Genomic DNA, 22,271 nt, shown 5'->3' with positions numbered 1-22,271 from the left:
GCGTTTCGTATGCATATCTTACACTCATAACACTAACTGCTACCTTATGAATGAATTCAAATTCTGGCATATTATCGAAGATGCCTGGGCAGCCTCGCCTGCTTTACTTGAAATGCGGAACACTGCGTTGAAAACCAACGATGCTGCATTGATAGAGGATCTGACTGGTGAGGTGTATGGTCCCGTTACCAATAATATCAGGGATTTGTTGTTGGGACTGAATAAGGAAGAACTGACCGCCTTTAATCATATCATGGAAGAAATGTTATTCCGGATAGACCGGGAAGATATTCATAGATATACTGATGGCTCTGATGATGGGTTTCTTTATTGCAGATGTTTTATTGTAGGGATGGGCAGGGCATATTATGAAATGATTGAGGAGAATCCATCCAAAGCCACGTGCGATGCAGAAGCAGAAATTGTAGGTTTTATTGGGTATATGGTATATAAGGAATTATTTGGCGAAGAATTTGAAAGATTTACTGTGCATTGTACCGAAACCTGTTCAAACGCGCGGGGGTGGGAAAATGAATAAAATAAAATATATGGACGAAGAGGAAATATATGGTATTGATAAAGATCATGCGCATCCACGGGCTATCGAATTGATTCCGGAAGATTTTTTCTGGGATGATTTAGATGGACTGGCTCCTTTTGGCTCCGATGAAGGGGAACAGGCGTTAGTGAAATTCCGGCTTTGGCGTAAAACCAACACGGATGTCCCGCTAATAGACTGTTTGAAATGGGTGATGGAAACAGTGGGGAAAATGGAAATCAACGCATACAATGAAGACCTGCTCGACAGGGATTTGATGAAGCATTTAATGGAAGATCCGGCATATGATTACCGGCATTCTATTTTTGCACTGGACGCAGCCGTCATTGCCACAGGATTTGGTCAACTGGTAGATGAAGGTGTGATGGATGCAGAAACAAAACCCATTATCAGCATTGCTTTAGAACGTCAAATTGCCTGGGCTTTGTTATCGGAAAGCTTGTCATACGCAGAACAGCATATAGGTTATCTGAATATCATGAAACGTGCGCTCGAAGACGCATAAGGGCAATAGGATTTCCCTGCACCATGCCCCGTAGTATTTATGACCGCTGCCATTGATTGTTGGTTACTTCGTAGTGTTTCATTTCTTCAATACTATTGTAAAACGGTTTTACCAGCTCAAAGAAAGGAGGGAACTCCGCCTCCTTACGAAACCCATTCATATGATCCTCCTTGGATGTCCAATGAATAGTAACAATGTAATGCTGAGGTTCTTCTATTCCATGTATTACCTCGTAAGCAAGACAATAAGGTGAAGCCTGCAACAGCTTACCTGCAGCCAGGTAGGCCGTTTCAAAATTTTGTCGCTCGTTTTCCGGGATGTTGTACCTGATAATTTCTACTGTGTAATTTTTGTTCGCACTCATCGTTGTTAAGTTTTTGCATTTTTTTGTGAGATGGGAATAATACATCTTTCCCATGAATACAAATGTAGGATCCTGCTTTTGGCCCGGAAATACCTTACCAAAAAGTAGGGTGGGAACACTAAAACTTGTTAACTTGTAGTGTCATTTCACGACCTGCTCATGATCACACTCAACAATAAAGTATATACCTGCCCCGTGGATGTTACCCTGGGTTTTATTGGAGGCAAATGGAAACTGCTCATCCTTTCCCAGCTTCACCACTTCGACAAAAAAAGTTATGCGGAAATCAGGGATAACCTCCCGGGCGTTTCCGAAAAAATGCTCAGCCAGCAATTGAAAGAACTGGAAAGAGACCTGCTCATCGAAAAAAAAGTGCTGTCAAAAAAGCCATATAGAGTAGAATACGCTTTGGCTGCTGCCGGAAAAAGTCTGGCGCCATTGTACGAGTTTACAAGTGAATGGGGAATTGCCTATTTAAAAACAAATGGCATCGATTATGTGCAGGATCAGCATTTATATAAGTAGTCGTAGTGTGTTGGAATTGCAGGTCATCGCGTGACATATGATCATCCTCTTACTGAGGGAAAAGGTATCTTTAACTTACTTATGACAAGATACATTTGTTGTCTCCTATTCATCTTCGGTTGCCAGACGCGCGTATCTCAGCGGCCGGCGCCCCGGGAATCTTTAGTAGCCATTGCCCCGGTGATCTACGAACCGGATGCAAACGACACCATATTTGTAACTGCCGGATACCTGGATACCCTGCGTAAAGAACAACCGGCATTCGGGTTATCCGTTTATCCTCCTCCCGACAGCAGTACTTTTGCTTCATCACGATTTTCCTCAGAAGCGGGACAGGACGAATTTTACCGTTTTTACGCTTATTTCCTTCGTCAGCAAAATGGAATAGCACCGTTGCAGGAAGCAAGAATCCGGCTAATTCAGATCATGCGTGCAGTGAACAGTCTTGAAGCCTTTAAGGCACTTGGAGGAACCTATTTCGGACATATGTACTGGCGGATTGAGGCCTATGCGGAATATGAGTTGCAGCAGCCGTGGAAGAACACACCATTCCATCTTTCACAGAAAAAAGCGTTCATCAGTTCATTGAAAAAGATTTCCTGGGAAGAGCCGCCATCTGATTTTCAGTTGAATGGCGTGAGCACAGCAATTCATACATTGGATAGTTTAATCACTGATTCCTTTTCTCTGGAACAGGCACAAAAATTTCATGATAAGTTTTACCGGTAGATAACCTACAATACAGTAGCGTTTGTATATGGGCATAACGCCGGTGATTAAGCATGATTCGCCATCATTATTTCCCGTTCTACACCCGGTATTTCCATCACAAACTCCGCACCGTAGGCAGTGCCGGGTGTTTGATATCCCACCTTCCACTCACCGTTGCAGATTTTTTGTGCCATCAGCAAACAACTGTACATCGTAAGCGTGTATCCATCCGGACTCTTTAATCTCACGGTGGCTTTTCTGCCGGCAGTATTGTATACCTCGCCCCATACCAGGCTGTAAGCATTGCTGCGCATTTCATCTGTAGGACCGGAAGGCCGTTGACCGATTTTCTTTTTAATAAAATTCCGGACAATAGTTGTGCGTAACAACCAGTTAAATAAACCCTGCAATTTCAGTAAACGATATACATTTAAAGGGATCCCGGTGTAAGCGGTAATATTTGGAATACCGGTACTGAAATACGCGGTGGCCACATCTCCCCATGGAATACTCATGGTGAAAAGTTTTTTAGGCCCAAAGTCTATCCACCGCCCATGATGACCAAGCGCCGTACGCACGATCCGTCCTGCTCTTCTCACTGCCCCACCTTCGCCTAATTTATACGCCATGGACATCGCCGTGCCGTGAGACACACCACCACCGGTGGTAGCAAAGGCAAGTTTCAGATCACTGGCATCAGGTAATAATGTTTTTAATAACACTGCTATGCAGTCTGTAGGCACCACATCAAAGCCAGCACCAGGCAAAACCATAATCCCCGCGTTTTTAGCCGCCTGATCATATTGCTGCAGCATTTCAAAAACAGTAATGTCCCCGTTGATATCCAGGTAATGCGCACCTGCCTGTATACAGGCTTCTACCATGGGTTGCGCCGTTAAGTGGAACGGTCCGGCAGCATGAATCACAAATTTTACTTCTTTCAATGCCTGCACTAATGCAGCAGTATCTTCCAGCGAAATTACCTTGTAGGGTAACTGCAGCCGGGATGCCAGTGCACGCAACGCCACTTCATTTCTGCCTGCAAGAACAGGCTGAAGTTGATACTGGGCAGCATATCTGGCAATCAGTTCACCAGTATAGCCATTGGCGCCATAGAGCAGGAAAGAATTTTGTTGCATGCCGGAAAGTACGAAGAAACGCGATGTAAACGCACTGATCCTAAAGAAATAACTGCTAATTTTCATGCGCAGGCAACAGGAAAAAGCTTTCCTTTCTCCTGTGGATACATTATCTTATAGAACAAAAACCTATGTTATGAAAAGACTCCTGATATTTTTCACGTTATTCCTTTCTTTCCTTGGTATAGTGAAAGCACAAAATCCGGCAGTAGGGGCCTGGAAATCTGTGTCCGGTGAAGTCACCAGTGTATTACTGATTACACCTACCTGGTTTACCGTGACCGATTACGGCACAAAGAATTTTGTTGCCAGTTATGGTGGTACCTGGAAAGATGCCGGCACAGCAGGCGGAAACCTGGTGACGGTGACTGTTTATTATAATACAGCCAATCCTTCTCAGGCAGGAAAAAGTGCAGATATACCAGTGGGAATGGAAAATGAGCACCTGGTAACCGGCACTGCCGGCGGTGGTAAACAAGAGTGGACCCGACTGGATGATGGCACCGGCGCGCTGGCTGGCAACTGGCAGATCACCGCACGGGAAAATGAGGGGAAAATGAATCCCATTCCCAACGGCCCCAGACAAACATTTAAAATCCTGACAGGCACCCGCTTCCAATGGATAGCCATCAACCTCGACTCAGGCGAATTTTTTGGCTCGGGTGGCGGTAGCTATACTTTTGAAAATGATACCTACACAGAAAAAATAGAATTCTTCTCCCGCGATAGTTCACGGGTAGGCGCCGTGCTTTCCTTTAAAGGGAAAGTAACCGGCAAGGACTGGGATCATAGCGGCCTCAGCTCCAAAGGAGCACCTATTCATGAAGTATGGAGCAGAGATGGGCAATAAAAAATAATTTATTACCACCCTATCCCGTAATCTTCTCCGTGATTACTGCTGCCGCCCCATAAGCTGCCATGTACCCGATCTATGTAAATCGCATTTACCGGCCCGCTGGTACGCTCTCCGAAGCTAAGATGATAACCCATCTGCTCCAGGGCGTTACGCGTTTTCTCCGTTGTGTTATTGTTGAGAAGGATACTTCCCGGACGGGGTTCTCTGTCTTTTATTGTAGTACCACCCAGCGATAACCACAACTGGTTGGTATTAATGTTAGCCGCTTCTGTGGCCTGTTGTACGGTCATCCCAAATTCTACTACGTTCAGGAAAAACTGTAACAGGTTCTGATCCTGTGTATCACCGCCCTGCACGCCAAAGCAAAGAAAAGGTTTTCCTTCTTTCAATGCCATAGACGGTGTGAGTGTTACCCTTGGGCGTTTACCCGGTGCAATCACATTGAAAGGGCAGAGAGCAGAATCCAGTACAAAGCTTTGAGCCCGCTGACTCATGCCTACACCGGTTTTGCCGGCAATGCAGGCGGGCAGCCAGCCACCGCTGGGTGTAATAGATACTACCCATCCATCTTTGTCGGCAGCTTCCACGCTGGTAGTGCCTCTCCAGAGCCGGTCCATATAAGCACTGTCGGTAGTGTTATCAGCGTATAAATGATTCAGATCAGCAGCTGGTAAAAACGTAGTGGCGTCATGTTTAGGTACAAAACCACCTGGCTTACGTCCGCTGGTGGTGTCTGTGAGCTGCTGGCGTTCTTGCAGGAAATGCAGGTAGGGGTTGGTTTTGCCCATATAAGGATAAGGATCACCGGGACCCACAGCAGCATCGTTTTGTGTAAGATTAATTTGTTTGGCTCTCGCCTTTGCGTAGTCTTTACTCAGCAATCCTTTAATGGCCGGATGGGTGTTAAAAGCCGGATCACCGTAATAAAAATCACGATCAGCAAAGGTGAGGTTCATCGTTTGATAAAGCGTATGGATATAGCTGGTAGAATTATATCCCATGGCTTTCAGGTCAAAATTTTCCAGGATATTGAGACTTTGCAGCAACATCGGACCCTGTGTCCATTCCTGGAGTTTATATACTTCTATGCCTTTGTAATTTACGTGCAGTGGTTCTTCTTCTACCGGCTTCCATTTTGCCAGGTCTTCCATCGTAATTAATCCACCCTGTTCCTGGCAGCCGCGTACAAATTCTTTGGCGATATCCCCTTTGTAGAAACGGTCATAGGCTGCCATGATGGCTTCTTTGCGGCTTTTGTGGTTGCGCAGTGCCGCCTGTTCTGCTTCCACCATTTTGGTGAGCGTGGCGAGCAGGTCTTTTTGCACAAAAATTTCACCGGCTTCAGGTGCCTCTCTTTTTTCACCAGGATGGGTGAGGAAAACGGCTTTACTGTAAGGCCATTCTTTAATATATTTTTTACCGCGTTCTATACTGTTGGCGGTTTGTGCTTCTATCGGATAGCCGGCAGCCATTTCTATGGCGGGTGCCAGCACCTCCTTTAAACTGAGGGTACCATATTCTGCCAGCATGTAACAAAGTCCTCCGGCGGTTCCGGGTGTTACAGCGGCGAGCGGACCGTATTCAGGTGGAAAATCATAGCCTTTGCCTTTATAAAAAGCAGGGGTGGCGCCGGTAGGTGCTACGCCCAGGGCGTTGATGGCAATAACTTTCCCGGTTTTAGGATTATAGATGAGGGCTTGTGTTTCACCGCCCCAGCTTAATACATCCCACATGGTGCAGGTAGCAGCCAGCATTGCGCAGGCGGCATCAACGGCGTTACCGTTTTTCTGGAAGATCATGGCGCCGGCGGTGGCAGCCAATGGTTTACCGGTAACGGCCATCCAGTTTTTACCATGCAAAGGAGGTTTCTGCGTTTGCTGGGCCTGTATCCCGGAGAAAATACCGGAAACCAGTGCGAGAAATAGTAAGCGTTTCATAGGACTAATTTAAAGTATTATTTTCACCGTCACCAGCAGCTGTCCGGTATGTCGCATCGTATGCTCTGCTGCATGAAATAATAGTCCGAGTACGGTACTCGGTAGTTGTTTTCTGCCTACACCCCGGAAATCAGTGAGGGTATCTTCCGGTGTAACAGATAATTGCATCAGCGCTTTGTGCGTTTGCGTATTGAAAAGATCCAGTAATTCCTGTAAGCGTTTACCTGGCTTGCCTTCCTCGCTGAGGTAGGTAAACTGTTCCTGTGTCAGCGGCTCCGCGCGGGCATAGGTCAGCAGTCGGTCCATCACACCGCTGATATGCTGCAGGTGATAGCCCGGAGAGGCTACGCCGCCTGGCCTTTCCCACAATCGCGCTTCCGGGAAATCCTGCATTAAATCATTTATTTCCAGGTTAGCCTGCAATAATGCATGGGCTACGGGCTGGAGTAATGCCGGTATATTATCTACCGGCCCGCTCATCCAGTATTCAGTGGCCATAGTGATTGTTTATACTGCTACTGCATCATATACTACTACTTTCTCCCACAGATGACTGCAGTTTTTGATAAACTCCAGGTGGATAGGATGATCCTGGTAGGTAGCCTGCCCGGCGAGGTCACTGAAAAAGATAAGCTCAGATACCGCCCAGCTGGTGTCTACTACTTCACGTTTTTCTGTACTCGCTACCACGCCTACACGCAGGTCTCGTACGGTTTCGATCTTAACCAGGGTTTTTACACCAGCTATCAGCTTATCACGGTCTTCAATAGAATCCGGGTTCTTCAGCCAGAAGAACACATGATGTACGATCGGGTATTTTTTTTCCATATTTGTAGCGGGGATTGCTGCTGCAGCGGCAGTACCTGCGGCCAGCGCTGCGGCGGTTCCTAAAAATGTACGTCTGTTTGAAGTGCTCATAATTGGCCTGTTGAGGCGTTGAAAATAATAAAGATCTGCGATTTATTATAGCTTTCATACCGTATTCAGGTACTTTCATCCCATTTTGCGCAGGTGGAAAGCTGCAATTCCTAATATTGCTGTAAATATTGCTCCCTTATGAATCAATTTCGGAAAATTGAATTCGGCATCGTCACCGGTATTTTTTTGTTGCTCTTGTTTTCAGTGTTGTATCCCAGCCTGATATACAACGTTTTTGAGCTGCAGGATACCTATGGAACGAAGTTCGTCAGGTACCACCAGGTGTTCGACTACTACATCCATTTTTTGTTGCCTGTTATGGGACAGATGGCCATGACCTATGTGTCTTTTCTGTTGGTGAATTTTGTCATCGTCCCGGAATTCCTGGAGAAGGAGCGCTGGATAGGAGGAGTGCTGCTGCTATTGCCTTTGGTGGTATTGTATTTCTTAATCGCTATCGTGTGTAACTCTTATTACAATGGTTACCTGTTTGGGGTATATGATACGGTAAGGGGGGCGCATATGCATTTTGTGAAGTCAGCCTTTATTACCACGGTTTTTTCTTCGCTCACGTATGTGGTATATTATTTTCTCAAAAAGGCATTTTATGAGATGCTGTATACCCGGTTCAATACAGATATGACTTTCCGGCAAATGATGACGGAGATCTTCTGGGCCAGCAGCTTGTTTGTGGTACTTTTCTGCCTGTCTTTCGGCGATTCCAGGGATATGGCACTGATGATACTCTTCTTTGGTCCCTCCCAGATTGCGGTTTTCTTCATTTTGCGTTACCGCGTGTTTCCCGCTTTTATGGAAACGCACCACAACAAAACGCTGCTGATAAGGGATATTGCCATTACCATTATCAGTTGTAACGTGCTGATGGCTTTAATAACAAGGGCGCTGGGCCACCGGGATGGACAGTGGTTTGCAGCAATAGGATTAATCGGTGCGTGGATATCGGTGATGTTGGTAACGCCGCTCTGCTGGTTTTTGTCCCGGTCCGGCAAAAAGCATCAGCAAACTGTGGTTACCCTCAAAAAGGCTTTGGGCCGTTCTGCTGCTGACCTGGACTTTTTACGCTCCCAGATCAATCCGCACTTTTTATTCAATGCCCTCAATACCCTGTATGGTACTGCATTGCAGGAAGAAGCTGCGCGTACCAGTGAAGGTATTCAGAAACTGGGCGATATGATGCGCTTTATGCTGCATGACAATCACCAGGAAAAGATACCACTGGATAAGGAAGTTGCCTATTTACAGAACTATATTGCTTTGCAACGGCTGCGCGTATTATCATCTCCTGATATTTTAATAGAAGTAAATATAGATGAAAGCCAGTGCCAGCATGAAATAGCGCCTATGTTGCTGATCCCCTTTGTGGAAAATGCGTTTAAACACGGGATTAGTTTAAGACACCGCTCCCGTATCGTGATTTCCCTGAGCTGTACGGCAGAACAAATTTTCTTTGATGTGTATAACAGTGTGCACCCCCGTCCGGAAAATGATCCGGAACGTGAAGGAATGGGAATAGGTTTGAACAATGTAAAAGAAAGATTAGCGTTATTATATCCACAACTACATGAATTAAGTATCCGTCAAACCGCTACGGAATTTTTTATCCACCTTACCATCGATGTTAATAAATAAGAAGATGAAGAAAGAAGAAGAAATCACCGCACCCGCGCCGGATGGCATGACCCGCTTTTTATGGTGGCTGGCCGCTGCGGATGCGGATATATTAAAGGATTGCAGAACGGAAAAAGAAAGATACCGCATCATTGGAATATCAGTACTCGTTACCTGGATGTTTGCTACCCTGGCCTGGGGGTATTTCTTTTCTACTATCGTGAATGATGACATGGTAGTAGCCGGGCTGGCCCTGTTTTTTGGCTTCGCTATTTTATCCATTGACCGTACGCTTATTGCTGCCATGTCACGCACCAATGGGAACATTAAAGTAATGCCGGTTATTTTTCGTTTAGTCCTTGCTGTTACTATAGGTTTATTTATATCACAACCCGTTGTTTTAATGTTATTTAAGAAAGACATTGATGCACAGCTGGAGCTGAGTAAACAAACCAAACTCGATGCCTACCGGGAACAACTGGTGAAGCTCAACGCCGGACAACTGGCTACTCTGCAGCAATCCATAGACCAGGGTAAGGCACAACTGGCGCAGAAAGCGGCAGAGCTGAAAGTATACAAAGACGGCTATATCAAAGAAACAGATGGTACCGGCGGCTCCGGTAGAATAGGGGAGTCGGATATTGCCCGGGTGAAGAAGTCGGCCTACCTCAAATCAGAAGAAGAACTGCAAACATTGCAGCGAAGCTGGGAGCCGCAACAGCAACAACTGCAGGCACAGATAGCGAAAATGCACAGTGTGGATAGTCTCAAAGAAACGGTTTATCTGAGCACGCTGACCAACGGATTCCTGGCGCAGATTGAAGCGCTGCATGAACTGACAGAAACACATCCACCGGTAAAACAACGTTACCGGTTGATTGTATTTATCATCACCCTCATTGAAGTAATGCCCCTGCTCAGCAAAATCCTGATGCCCAAAGGAGAATATGATGAGAAGCTGGCTGCCGCTACTGCACAGGGAGTAGCGTCCGCGCAACTGGAAACAGAAGCCGGGAAGGAACTACAGGAACACTATCAGGCTGCCGCACTGCAGGCTGATAAGGAAACAGTAGATCACCTGTTTGAAGCGACCCGGGATATCCGGAAAGAACAGGCCGAAGCCCTGGTAAAAGAGTGGCGTAACCGGGAACATAGCCAGTACCAGCATCTCTGGCAACAGGCTAAAAAATTGTTACTCGGGAAAATTATGTAAATCCCTATCTTGCTAATACGTAAAATAGCCATATGAAGCTGACTGCTATTGCTATAGATGATGAACCGGTGGCGCTGGCTGTTATTAAAAACCATGCCGCCATGGTACCCTTTCTGGAAATGAAAGGATTTTTTACCAATGCTTTTGATGCCATCGATTTTTTGAGCAAAGAAAAAGTAGACCTGCTTTTTCTCGATATCAAAATGCCGGATATTTCAGGACTGGACTTTTTGTCCAGTCTGCCCTATCCACCAATGACTGTCTTTACTACTGCCTATTCAGAACATGCGGTGAAAAGTTTTGAGCTGGATGCGATCGACTACCTGCTGAAACCCTTTTCCCTCATACGTTTTATGAAGGCCTGCAATAAAGCCAATAACCTGTTGCAGCTGAAACAACAAAATGGTACGCCGGTAAATAAGGACCAGCCGGATTACATTTTTGTGAAAAGCGGGTATGAACAATTCCGTATTGTACTAGATGATATCCTTTACCTGGAAAGCGCCGGTAATTATGTCAATTTTATTCTCACTGACCGCAAACTGATTTCCCGTTTATCTATGCAGGAAGCTGTTGACCTGTTACCCATTGCTTCTTTTACACGGGTGCACCGCTCCTATATTGTAGCCAATAATAAAATAGAGCGGGCCGACCGGAGTTCTCTTTACATCAAAAACATCCCTATTCCCATTGGTGCTGCTTATGCGCCGGCAATCGAACGTATCCTGAACCTGTAAACCCAACTTTTTTTTGCTGAATTGGACCAATTGGTCTAATTTGGTGATGCCATGGGAAAAGCAGAAAGAACGAGACAATTTATCATTGAACAAGCGGCGCCTATTTTCAATAGAAAAGGGGTGGCGGGCACTTCTATCAGTGATATTCTGAAAGCAACCAGGTTGGCTAAAGGCGGCGTGTATGGCAATTTTACCTCCAAAGAGGAAATTGTGATGGAAGTGTTTGACTACATCGCAGAAGCCGAACGGCAGCAACTGATGAAAATTACCGCCACCGCCAGCACTTCGGTTGGAAAATTTGAAGCCCTCTTCGACTACTATGCCACGTTTCCGAAAAACCAGCGGGTGGCAGGCGGCTGTCCTATGCTCAATTTCGGCGTGGAAGCAGATGATACCAATCCCGGCCTGAAAAAGAAAGTAAGTGAACTCATTTTATATTATGAGTCGCGCATTGCAAAAATGGTGCAGTACGGGAAGGATAACGGAGAATTTAAACCTGACTGGGACGAAAAACAGTTCGCCGTCCGCATGTTTACAATGCTGGAAGGAGCTATCCTGGTGAGTAGTGTGCTGGGGCATAACAAACAAATGCTGGTAATACTGGACGCTTTAAGGGAAGAAATGAAACAACATATGCTTTGATTTTTTTATTGTTAAAAATAAACCAATCGGTCTAAAATATGCAACACCAGGTTTTACCATTATCACTGCGGATGGCAGGTACCATGCTCTCCATGATGAGTCGTCCTTTTCCGGGCGTAACTGCCAGGTTATTTTACCGTTTATACTGCACGCCACCGGCGGGAAAGCTGCGTGCCACACATGAACAGCTCCGGGACGAGGCCATACGCCAGCCGCTGCAGGTCAGCAGCTATCCTTTTGACGACACCCCTTTGCAAATCACCACCTATCGCTGGGGAAATACCGGTCCCAAAGTGCTATTACTGCATGGGTGGGGAGGCAGCCCTTTTCACTTTAAACAACTCATTACGGCCTTGCTGGCCAACGGCTACCAGGTAGTCACCTACGATGCACCGGCACATGGCCATTCTGGTGGCAAACGTACCAACCTGGTACAGTGGATGCACGTACTGGAACAGGTGATGAAACAGGAAGGGGAGCTGCATGCCATTGTAGGCCATTCCTTTGGTGCATTAAACGCCGCACTCACGCTTTCCCGCAAAGACGTGAGCGTACCCAAACTGGTACTCTTAGGCGCTGCACTGAGTGCCCCCGTATTTTTCGATGAAGCGTTGCGCCTGTTCCGCATTCACCCCGTGGTGATGCCTAAACTGATGACGCTGATCCGTCAACGCCTGCGGGAAGATCTCTCCGAAATGGACCTGCACCGCTATATCAACGGCATCAAAGCCGGTAGTATATGGATTGCGTATGATACCACCGATACCCTGGCTAAATCCACAGAGATAGATGATTATCTGCAACTGTATCCGGCCATACAGTCGCTCCGGATCACTGGCGATGGTCACTTCCGGATTATGCGCCATGAGGCAGTGCTGGCAGGGATACTCACCTTCCTGGCGGCCTAGTACTAGATAAATAAAATTAAAAATCCGGCCGGTTTATCATATCTTGCACGCTTCCCGTTAATTCGCTGGTGATATGCATGGTATGACAGACAAAGAACTGGTTGTTCTGGTGCATTCGCAACCTTTAGAGGCGTTCCGGCTCATATACCAGAGGTATTGGGATCCGCTCTTTAATATCGCCTTTAAAAGACTGCAGGATGCTGAGGAAGCCCGTGATATAGTACAGGAGGTGTTTGTAACCGTGTGGGATCAGCGTACGCAGTTACAGCCACGGGAATCCTTGTTGCCCTACCTGCAGGTAATACTCCGCAACCGCATCTTTAACTTATATGCCCGCAATGAAGTAAAACTGCGATACATTGTAGAAACACAATGGCAGGCCACTTTCGCCCACAATAATGCGGCACAGCAACTAACGCTCAAGGAACTGCAATATATAGTCAATGACGCCATCGCACAGTTGCCACCACGCATGCAGGAAATATTTCTGCTAAACAGAGAAGAACAATTATCACCAGCCGAAATAGCCGAACACCTTTCCCTGTCGGTACAAACCGTGAAAAATCAACTACACCGCGCTACCGAAAAAATGCGCGAACACCTGCGCCGTAAAGTAGATCCTACACTGCTGGTGATCATCATTTCCATTCTCACTGGTAAGTAAATTTTTTGTCATAAATAAAGGAAAGTATGGGCTGCGAATTAAAATTGCCATACAGTGTATGCGTTGCCGTTATACCTGGTTCAAAAAATATTATTGCCTGAAATATCGGTCAGTGGCCTCCTGGGATGTTACCGCTTATCACTTTTATTTAAAAAAGCCCTATTACATATTTTTCTGTAAATAGTTTTCAATAGCTTTGCATCCCGTGGTTAAAAAAATGTTAAACACGCGGAAACAAAATTGCTTGTGAAGATTTTGCCTGTGTCTGTATTTATTTAAACCTGCACGATCTCTTAGATAGCACACATTGTCCTTTGTAGCCCGGCCCTTGCTGGGCTTAACTGTTGGGGTCATTCCCCTGTAGGATTCCTATGCGGCTGCTTCCCGCAAACGGACGCCCTCTTTTATACCAGCAACGTGTCCGGATAATTGTTGCCCCGTATGTAGTATTTAGTATACATCACAATAACGCTCCAACTATGCACGCAAGTTACAGGAAACTGTTATGGTTACTCCCATGTGTAGCCCTTTCGGCACAATGTCTTCTTTCTCTGGAAGCTTCGGCCCAGTCAAAGAAAAAAGGCAGCTGGCTGTTTGGTAAAAAAGCACCCGTGGCAGCAGCAGATACTGCCACTAAAAAGAAACCCGATACCAAAGGCCTGAAACCTTACAAAGAGGTGATTACCGCCGATGCCGTTTCTAAAGATGGACTGTTTAAAGTACACCGCGTAAAAAACGAGTACTTCTTCGAAATTCCCCTGAAACTGGTAGGCAGACAAATCCTCGTTGTAAATAAACTCTCCAAAGTACCGGAACAACTCAATGATGCCGGCGTTAACAAAGGAATGAACTATGCCAACATGGTCATCTCCTTTGAGAGAGATACCATGCTCAATAAAATCTTCCTGCGTAAACAAAACCCTTTCCTGGAAGTTCCTGCCAACAACGCCATCGCACAATCTGTGGCGGATAACTTTATCCCTTCTGTCATAGAATACTTTAAAATAGAAACCTATAATGCAGATACCACCGCCTTTGTGGTAAATGTGTCGAAAATATTTGATGGCTCTAATAATAGCATCAACAATGTATTTGATGCCATCGGAATGGGTAGTTCTCCTATCAAAGACCTTTCCCGCATCCGTGCCATCAAAACATTTGAAGATAACATCGTTGCCAAATCAGAACTCACGGCAAAAATTACCGGTGTGGAAGTATCTATAGAAACCACTACCAACCTGGTACTGTTAAGCGAGCATCCTATGACGCCCCGCTTCGCAGACAGGAGAGTAGGGCTCTTTACTACGCCCCGCTGGTATTTCAGCGATGAACAACATAAATTGGAAGAACGGGAACTGATTACCCGCTGGCGCCTGGAACCTAAACCGGAAGACTTACAACGCTACCGGAACGGCGAACTGGTAGAACCACTGAAGCCCATTATCTATTACATAGATGCCAGCACACCGGCAAAATGGCGCCCCTACATCAAAGCAGGGATTGAAGACTGGCAGAAAGCTTTTGAAGCCGCCGGTTTCAAAAATGCCATCATCGCCAAAGATGCACCTCTAAATGATCCGGACTTTGATGCAGACGATGCCCGCTATTCTGTGGTAACATACGCCGCTTCTGCCAAAGCCAATGCCATGGGCCCCTCAGTGATAGACCCCCGCTCCGGTGAAATCCTGGAAGCAGACATCATCTGGTGGCACAACGTCATGAGCACCCTGCATTCCTGGGTACGCATCCAAACCGGCGCCATCGATCCGCGCGCCCGCAGCAACCACTTCAGCGATTCGCTGATGGGACACGCCATCCGCTTCGTTTCCAGCCATGAGGTAGGACATACCCTCGGCCTGCAACATAACATGGGCAGCTCCTACGCTTTTGAGGTAGACTCCCTGCGCTCTCCTGCCTTTACCGCACGCATGGGCGGTACCGCGCCATCTATCATGGATTATGCCCGCTTTAACTACGTGGCACAGCCCGGCGATAACGTTACTCAAATCACACCAGCCATCGGCGTATACGATAAATTCGCTATCGGCTGGGCCTATCAGTATACCGGCAGCAAAACGCCGCACGAAGAATTACCTGCACTCAACAAACAGTTACGGGCACACGAAAATGACCGCATGTACGCTTTCGGCGAACAACAGGACATCCGCGATGCCATCGATCCACGCTCCCAGATAGAAGACCTTGGCAACGATGCAGTGAAAGCCAGCCAATATGGCCTGCAGAACCTGAAACGCATTGTACCACAGATTTTAAGCTGGACCCGTGAAGAAGGAGACAACTACGATGAAGCCGGCAAAATGCTGAACAGCGCTATCGGCCAGTGGAATCAATACGCCTATCACGTACTGGCTAATGTAGGTGGTATCTACATTACACCTACCGTATATGGTCAGAAACAAAATACCTACGAACATGTGGAAAAGAAAAAGCAACAGGCTGCCGTGCATTACCTGGTAGCAGAAGTCTTTAACACACCGGCATGGTTATTCAGAAATGATATCTATACCAAAAGCTATCCTATCAAGGAAAGCCCTATTGGTAACATAGAATATGGCGCACTGGTATATGCCAAAAGCCTGCAATCATATGTGTACTATGATCTGCTCCGCGATGAACGCTTATCCCGCATGCTCGAAAATGAAGCAGCCAACGGCAAAACAGCGTATACCGTGTCAGACCTGATGAGCGATATGCACCAGGGTATTTTCGCCAAAACTTTACGCGGACAGGCACTCGACATCTACGAACGTAACAGCCAGAAAGGCTTTGTGGATGCGCTGATTATAAGCATCGACAAATCTGTGGTTCGCACCGACGTGAAGAAATTACAAACGGAAGATCTGCCGGCAGCAATGGAAAATTTCTGCACCTTCTCCTCTCAGCCATCGCTGAAGGAAGAACGCGCCTCCCGTAATATGATGTACTTCGCCGTTAATCGTGTATCCGATGCGGTAAGTGCAAAACGTGGAGAACTGAGCCGCCTGCTGCAATTGCTCAATAGCAAAAAGAACAACGCAGACAGGGCCACCGCAGATCATTACAACGATCTTATTATTCGTATCAACCAGGCTTTAAATAATAAATAATCACCTATCGCTACATGAAAAAAGGTTCATTTTTACTAAAGACACTATGCCTGTTTCTGGCAGTCTGTCTTTCCCCATGGTGGGCGCAGGCACAAAACAGCCCGCGTATTATTAAGGGGAAAGTAGTGGATGCTGTTTCCGGAGAAGCCCTCATCGGCGTTTCCATTTATGCCAGCAACAAAACAATTGGTACTACTACCGGTACAGATAACATCATAGAAAATATCAGCATCGGTGCTATTACCAACGAGAAAGGGGAGTTTTCCCTGAACCTCCCGGATTCCCTGAAAGTGAAACAACTGACGGTGAATTATATGGGGTATGAAACACGACTGGTATCTATTACCGGCAGCAACAACTACCACATTACGTTAGCTACCTCCGGTAAAAATCTGAATGAATTTGTATTCACCGGTTATCAGAATATCCGGAAAAACAGGTCTACCGGCGCAGTGGATAAAATCAACATGGATAAAATAGAGATCGGTGGCGTGATGAGCGTAGAGCAAATGCTGCAGGGACAATTGTCCGGTGTGGCTATCACCAGCCTTTCCGGTGCTCCAGGGCAGGCTGCCAAGATTCGTATCCGTGGTACATCTTCATTACAAGGCACCCAGGACCCATTGTGGGTGATTGACGGGTTACCGGTAGAAGGAACTAATTTGCCTAAACTGGAAGATGCTAAAGCCATCGATCAGCTGTATACCTCTTCTATTGCCGGTTATAGCCCGGGGGACATTGAGAGCATCACGGTGTTGAAAGATGCAGCAGCTACCGCTATTTACGGGGCCCGCGCAGCAAATGGTGTGATCGTGATTACTACTAAATCAGGTAAGAGAAATGAACGCATATCTGTAAACTATCGCAACAATTTTACCTTCACGCAAAAGCCGGATCTGGATCGTCTTAACCTGATGAACAGTGACCAGAAAGTAAACCTGGAACTGGATCTTTTTACCTCCGATTTTACCTACCGGCCAGACAATGGTGAGGTATCCCGCATTTTGAGCAAATATGGTGTAACACCGGAAGAATTGTCTACTAAAGGATTTGATGGTATCAACGCCAATGCCCGCAATGAAATAAATGCTTTGAGAGGAATTAACACTAACTGGAAAGACCAGATATTCCGCAGTGCTTTCACACAGGAACACAGTGTAAATGCCTCTGGTGGCGGTGAAAGAGCTTCCTACTATTTCAGCGGCGGTTATTACGATGAAAAAGGCGTGACCATTGGTACTGGTGCACAACGTTATAACATCACCCTGAAAACAGATTACGACCTGACAGATAAATTAAAATTCTCTGCAGGCATCTTCGCGAATCAACGGTCACAAAATTCTTTTCTGACCAACCGTTCCGGTAACACCAACCCGGTGAATTATTCCAGGCTGGCCAATCCGTATACACAGGTGACCGATAAAGACGGAAATTATGTGTACGATAAGAATATTGTGGGAGATGATAATGTCCTTGATTTTAATGTGCTGGAAGAACGCGCCAATACCAGCAATAACGTGAAGACCCAGGCTGTTAATACCAATTTTAAGCTGGATTATGAAGTGATTCCCCGCCTGCATATCAGCTCCCAGCTGGGTATACAGACAGAGAATGCTACTACGGAACAGATAGCCCTGGAGAATACTTATTTTGTAAGACAACAGGCGGATCAGGCCGTACGCTTTGATCCGGCAACTGGTAAAAAATCAACCTTCTTACCCAAAGGAGGTATCATCAATAACGGGCAGCAAAGCATGCAGCAGTATACGCTGAAAACACTCGCTGAGTACAGTTTTACAGTGAATAAGAAGCATGAATTCAATGTGATGGGTGGTAATGAGGTGAGAAGGATAAAAGATAAAATGGTGACCAAAGTGGGTTATGGTTATGATCCGCAAACATTGACTACGTTACCGCCAAAATACATGAATGATAATGAAGTTAGCGTCCTGTACAGAGACAAGAATCTGTACGTGGAAAATGCCTTCGTATCGTTCTTTGGTACCGGTAGTTATACGTACAACAACCGCTACACGCTGGGAGGAAGTATCCGATTTGATGGTTCCGACCTGTTTGGGGTAGATCCGAAATACAAGTACCTGCCGTTATGGTCCGTAAGTGGATTATGGCGTGTGATGGAAGAACCATTTATGAAGAATGTACGTTTCCTCGATATGTTGAATGTACGCGCTTCCTATGGTTTACAGGGAAATATCGACAAAAACACTTCTCCGTTTGTAGTGGGTAAATATATCAATGTGCCTATTCTCCCCGGTGATCCATTGCAGATCATCCAGGTGCTGAATCCGCCCAATGCCAAGCTGAGATGGGAGAAAACTATTAACAAAAATATTGGGATTGATTTTGCAGTGCTGAAGAACAGAATAAATGTGACGGTAGATTATTATGATCGGCATGGTAAAGACCTGATCAATGCGCGGGCATTACCGCAGGAAACGGGCTTCATGACCATGAATGTAAACTGGGCAGAAATGCGCAACAGTGGCATAGAAGCAAGTATCAGCACCCGTAATATTACCCGTAAGGACTTCCGTTGGTCTACCGACTTCAATTTCTCCTATAACAAGAATACTATTCTGCGTGAATCACTGCCGGACAATTCCGATTACCCTTCCAGGGAAGGTAGTGCTGTCGGCACTATCTGGGGGCTCCCATATGCAGGATTGAATGAGCATGGAATGATCATGGTGAATTATAAGGGTAAAACAGAATCACTGTCGGAACTGATGCAATTGCAGGACGATTTTGCCGGTGATCCTGAGCTGGGAGGCTTATTCCCTTACAGCAATCTTACCAACGATCAGATCCGTAATTTATTCACCAATATGGGTACCAGCGAACCACTGTACACAGGTGGTTTGAATAATAACTTTACGTATAAAAGATTTGACCTGTCCATCGGGTTAATGTTTAACCTCGGACAAAAAGTAAAGGTGCAGGCTCCTTATAGTCCAAGTACCTATAACCGCGGAACCAATAGCAGTACCGCTATCCTGGATCGCTGGACCGTAGCAAATCCAAATGGTAAATACCCGGCGTTATTTGGCAACACGGCCGCCACTGATCCTGAGCTGAAGTTGTTGGGACATTGGCTGGAAGACAAGATGTACCAATACAATGCCCTCGGTTTATGGATTAGAGATGGTGGTTATGTAAGGGTGCGTAATATCACGCTGGGCTATCGCCTGCCGGAAGCAGTAGGCAACAAAATCCGGATGAAAGGACTGAAGATTACTGCGGAAGCCCGGAACCCGTTCGTGTTTGCTAAAAACTACGATGGCTACCTGGATCCGGAAACCATGGGGAATATCTATGCACAACCTATTCCTAAAACATTCACTATCGGCCTTAATGCCTCATTCTAAAATACGGAAGCAAGATGCGTAAAATAATATATGCCACCGGGCTGGTATTAACGATGGCTGCAATGTCATCCTGTAAAAAGTACCTGGATATTGTACCGGTAGGTTCGGTGATCCCCACAACAGTGGCGGACTTTAAAAAAGAGCTGGATGCAGCCTACCTGTTAGCTGAGCTGGATAAAGGATTATCTTCCTACCGCGGTGATGAAATCACCGTCAATGAAACCCGCAGCCGGGATGTGGATGTTATCAGTAACAACTTTTTGTGGGATGAAAATGGTCCCACCAAGGGTCAGACTTATAATTGGCAAAGTAAGTACCAGAAGATTTTCTACGCCAACCATATCATTGAAGCAGCACCTGCTGCCACAGGTGGTAGCCAGGCACAGAAAGATCAGCTGATCGGAGAAGCTCATCTCATGCGTGCCTATACCTATTTTAACCTGGTAAATCTGTTTGGCAATGCGTATAATGAAACTACCGCCGCTACCGATAAAGCGGTTCCATTGATTACGGAAGTAGACATGGAAAAAGTGGCCCGTCGTAATACGGTAAAGGAAGTATATACACAGATATTGGCAGATCTGGAACAAGGATTGGCGCTGGTAAATGTGGATGATTTTGAGGTGTCACAATCTTACAGGTTCAGCAAAACAGCTGCATGGGCCATGGCAGCGCGAATCTATTTATATACGCATCAGTGGGATAAAGCGCTCAATGCAGCCAAAGCCGCGCTGGAAAAAAAGAATGCACTGGTAGACTTCAACAACAGCAATGCATTGCCAACGTTGTACAATTCCATTGAAACGATACAGGCGTACGAGCAAAATTTTAATGTGATAACAATACAAACCGCCTACGTATCCGATAAACTCTTTGCTCTGTACAATACTACCGGCGACTTACGCCCGAAAATATTTTATGGAAAAGATAGCAAAGGCAAAAATACCATTGCTAAAGTTGTTAACAGTAACAGCTACCGGCAGTCTTTCCGCACAGCGGAAATGTACCTCATCGCCGCTGAAGCAGCAGCACAGCTGAATCAGCCGGATGTGGCCCGTAACTACATTAATCAGTTAACACAGCGCCGTCATACACCGGCATTCCATGCTACTGAGCAGATCCGCCTGGCCACCCTGTCCGGCAATGCACTGCTGCAGGAAATTTACGACGAAAGATTCCGTGAGCTGTCCTTTGAAGGACACCGCTGGTTTGATCTCCGCAGAACTACACAACCGGAAATCGTTCATACGCTGAAAGGGAAAACATATACCCTGAAAGCTGGCGATCCCCGCTATACGATACGTATTCCTATGGATGCCGTCGCGAACAACCCGTTATTAAACGAATAAGGTTGTTTTTGCATCCTGTTTTAAAATGCCGTGGGGGAAACCCCGCGGCATTTTACTTTCTACCGAAAAATATTTTTTTACCAGCACTGGTACGATGGAAATAACTCCCTGTACTTAATTCATCAACCACCCACTATGCTCAACTACCGGTATATCCGTTTTTTATTGCAAAAGCAACTGCAGGAGGGCCTCAGCGAGGAAGAGGAATTGTTTTTACAGCAATGGTACCAGAGCCTGGAAACCATGCCGGCAGAAATGCCGTCAACGGCAGAACAGGCCGTTTTGAAACAGCATTCCTGGCAGCAACTGTCAGCTATATACGGACAATCAGCTACTCCACCACCGGCAGCTATCATAAAACGTATCCCGCGCTGGCAGCGCTTCGCATGGCCGGCTGCCGCCGCAGTGCTATTATTTATAGGATTAAAATTCCTTTCTCCTGAACCGCCTGCACCCAAACCGGTTGCCTGGGTATCACTCCAATGCCCGCCCGGAAAACGACTCAAAATGGTGCTGCCGGATAGTTCGGTAGTATGGCTCAACAGCGGCTCCAGTCTGCAGTACAACCCCGACTTCGTACAACAACGCCAATTCAATGTCCGCAACGGAGAAGTGTTTTTTGAAGTGGCCAAAGATGCTGCACACCCTTTTATTGTTAAGACAAAAAGCCTGGCTGTAAAAGTATTGGGCACCTCTTTTAATGTAGCCGCCTATACGAAACTGACACAGGAAAAAGTAACCGTGACTTCCGGTAATGTACAGGTGCTGGATGAGCATCAATGTAATGTAATCCTGGGCGCCGGTCAGGAAATAGTATATAACAGCAACAAAGCTTCTTTCTCCACACAGCTGGTAAATGCCGCCCGCTCCAACAGCTGGCGCAACGGCGATATCTACCTCACCAACGTAAGCCTGGAAGAACTGGCGGTAAAACTGGAAAATATCTACGGCTATGAAGTGGTATTCACGAATAATAAAATGAAGCAATGTATCAACAGCCTGCATTTTAACGATAAAGAACCTGTCACTAAAGTACTGGACCTTCTAAAAATAATAGATAAGATCACCTATACCATTAATAACGGGAAAATAATTATCAGCGGCAAGCCGTGCTGATAATAG

General features: G+C 46.1%; 20 protein-coding genes. 15 read left to right on the top strand and 5 right to left on the bottom strand.

The genetic code is table 11. From position 1 onward, the window contains the following. Positions 1 to 46: 46 nt before the first annotated feature. Together AC1DCV_RS26355 and AC1DCV_RS26350 are read left to right on the top strand one after the other, a co-directional pair. Positions 47 to 538, top strand: coding sequence for a DUF4240 domain-containing protein (locus AC1DCV_RS26355; protein ID WP_477025975.1), 492 nt, complete (start codon positions 47 to 49; stop codon positions 536 to 538). A 10-nt stretch (positions 539 to 548) separates the two neighbouring features. Beyond that, on the top strand, positions 549 to 1,064 hold the full coding sequence (locus AC1DCV_RS26350) for a hypothetical protein (RefSeq protein WP_477025974.1): 516 nt from the start codon (positions 549 to 551) through the stop codon (positions 1,062 to 1,064). Between the two features lie 37 nt (positions 1,065 to 1,101). Here AC1DCV_RS26350 and AC1DCV_RS26345 read toward each other — a convergent pair whose 3' ends face one another. Further along, positions 1,102 to 1,428, bottom strand: coding sequence for an antibiotic biosynthesis monooxygenase family protein (locus tag AC1DCV_RS26345; protein WP_477025973.1), 327 nt, complete (start codon positions 1,426 to 1,428; stop codon positions 1,102 to 1,104). A 138-nt stretch (positions 1,429 to 1,566) separates the two neighbouring features. Between AC1DCV_RS26345 and AC1DCV_RS26340 the strand changes: the two genes are divergently transcribed. Next, complete coding sequence (locus AC1DCV_RS26340; protein ID WP_477025972.1) at positions 1,567 to 1,953, top strand: winged helix-turn-helix transcriptional regulator; 387 nt, start codon at positions 1,567 to 1,569, stop codon at positions 1,951 to 1,953. Between the two features lie 81 nt (positions 1,954 to 2,034). Next, positions 2,035 to 2,682: a hypothetical protein gene (locus AC1DCV_RS26335; protein WP_477025971.1), complete on the top strand. Its 648-nt coding sequence runs from the start codon at positions 2,035 to 2,037 to the stop codon at positions 2,680 to 2,682. 47 nt (positions 2,683 to 2,729) lie between these two features. On the opposite strand, the gene AC1DCV_RS26330 is transcribed toward AC1DCV_RS26335, so the two are convergent. Then, positions 2,730 to 3,803 (bottom strand): saccharopine dehydrogenase family protein, encoded by a 1,074-nt coding sequence (locus AC1DCV_RS26330; protein ID WP_477025970.1) that lies wholly within the window; start codon positions 3,801 to 3,803, stop codon positions 2,730 to 2,732. 136 nt (positions 3,804 to 3,939) lie between these two features. On the opposite strand from AC1DCV_RS26330, the gene AC1DCV_RS26325 reads away from it, so the two are divergent. After that, entirely contained in the window at positions 3,940 to 4,653 is a 714-nt protein-coding gene (locus AC1DCV_RS26325) for a hypothetical protein (protein ID WP_477025969.1), read from the top strand. An 11-nt stretch (positions 4,654 to 4,664) separates the two neighbouring features. On the opposite strand, the gene AC1DCV_RS26320 is transcribed toward AC1DCV_RS26325, so the two are convergent. Genes AC1DCV_RS26320 through AC1DCV_RS26310 form a run of 3 tightly spaced genes read right to left on the bottom strand, consistent with a single transcriptional unit; the run spans position 4,665 to position 7,514 of the window. Then, a complete protein-coding gene (locus tag AC1DCV_RS26320; RefSeq protein ID WP_477025968.1) occupies positions 4,665 to 6,596 on the bottom strand; it encodes a gamma-glutamyltransferase family protein in 1,932 nt (643 codons plus the stop codon). A gap of 9 nt (positions 6,597 to 6,605) precedes the next feature. Then, the gene (locus AC1DCV_RS26315) at positions 6,606 to 7,094 is read right to left on the bottom strand and encodes a DinB family protein (protein ID WP_477025967.1); all 489 of its coding nucleotides are present in this window, start codon (positions 7,092 to 7,094) and stop codon (positions 6,606 to 6,608) included. Positions 7,095 to 7,103: 9 nt separating this feature from the next. Next, positions 7,104 to 7,514 (bottom strand): Dabb family protein, encoded by a 411-nt coding sequence (locus tag AC1DCV_RS26310; RefSeq protein WP_477025966.1) that lies wholly within the window; start codon positions 7,512 to 7,514, stop codon positions 7,104 to 7,106. A 138-nt stretch (positions 7,515 to 7,652) separates the two neighbouring features. Here AC1DCV_RS26310 and AC1DCV_RS26305 point away from each other — a divergent pair, with 138 nt between their 5' ends. The 10 genes from AC1DCV_RS26305 to AC1DCV_RS26260 all read left to right on the top strand — a co-directional run bounded on the left by AC1DCV_RS26305 (position 7,653) and on the right by AC1DCV_RS26260 (position 22,265). Next, positions 7,653 to 9,164, top strand: coding sequence for a sensor histidine kinase (locus AC1DCV_RS26305; RefSeq protein ID WP_477025965.1), 1,512 nt, complete (start codon positions 7,653 to 7,655; stop codon positions 9,162 to 9,164). A gap of 4 nt (positions 9,165 to 9,168) precedes the next feature. Then, a complete protein-coding gene (locus AC1DCV_RS26300; protein ID WP_477025964.1) occupies positions 9,169 to 10,356 on the top strand; it encodes a DUF4407 domain-containing protein in 1,188 nt (395 codons plus the stop codon). Positions 10,357 to 10,388: 32 nt separating this feature from the next. Further along, positions 10,389 to 11,093 (top strand): LytR/AlgR family response regulator transcription factor, encoded by a 705-nt coding sequence (locus AC1DCV_RS26295; RefSeq protein ID WP_477025963.1) that lies wholly within the window; start codon positions 10,389 to 10,391, stop codon positions 11,091 to 11,093. 51 nt (positions 11,094 to 11,144) lie between these two features. Next, positions 11,145 to 11,735, top strand: coding sequence for a TetR/AcrR family transcriptional regulator (locus tag AC1DCV_RS26290; RefSeq protein WP_477025962.1), 591 nt, complete (start codon positions 11,145 to 11,147; stop codon positions 11,733 to 11,735). Between the two features lie 38 nt (positions 11,736 to 11,773). After that, positions 11,774 to 12,643, top strand: coding sequence for an alpha/beta fold hydrolase (locus tag AC1DCV_RS26285; protein WP_477025961.1), 870 nt, complete (start codon positions 11,774 to 11,776; stop codon positions 12,641 to 12,643). Positions 12,644 to 12,716: 73 nt separating this feature from the next. Beyond that, positions 12,717 to 13,307: an RNA polymerase sigma factor gene (locus AC1DCV_RS26280; RefSeq protein WP_441577514.1), complete on the top strand. Its 591-nt coding sequence runs from the start codon at positions 12,717 to 12,719 to the stop codon at positions 13,305 to 13,307. Between the two features lie 479 nt (positions 13,308 to 13,786). Further along, the gene (locus AC1DCV_RS26275) at positions 13,787 to 16,414 is read left to right on the top strand and encodes a zinc-dependent metalloprotease (RefSeq protein WP_477025960.1); all 2,628 of its coding nucleotides are present in this window, start codon (positions 13,787 to 13,789) and stop codon (positions 16,412 to 16,414) included. Between the two features lie 14 nt (positions 16,415 to 16,428). Then, the gene (locus AC1DCV_RS26270) at positions 16,429 to 19,800 is read left to right on the top strand and encodes a SusC/RagA family TonB-linked outer membrane protein (RefSeq protein WP_477025959.1); all 3,372 of its coding nucleotides are present in this window, start codon (positions 16,429 to 16,431) and stop codon (positions 19,798 to 19,800) included. A 14-nt stretch (positions 19,801 to 19,814) separates the two neighbouring features. Beyond that, positions 19,815 to 21,149, top strand: a complete 1,335-nt coding sequence (locus AC1DCV_RS26265) for a RagB/SusD family nutrient uptake outer membrane protein (protein WP_477025958.1) — start codon at positions 19,815 to 19,817, stop codon at positions 21,147 to 21,149. A gap of 135 nt (positions 21,150 to 21,284) precedes the next feature. Next, positions 21,285 to 22,265 carry a FecR family protein gene (locus AC1DCV_RS26260; RefSeq protein ID WP_477025957.1) on the top strand — a complete coding sequence of 327 codons (981 nt, stop codon included), beginning with the start codon at positions 21,285 to 21,287 and terminating at the stop codon, positions 22,263 to 22,265. Positions 22,266 to 22,271: the final 6 nt, after the last annotated feature.

The organism is Chitinophaga sp. 10T418 (assembly GCF_056394125.1).
This window is presented reverse-complemented; position numbering and strand designations above follow the sequence as displayed.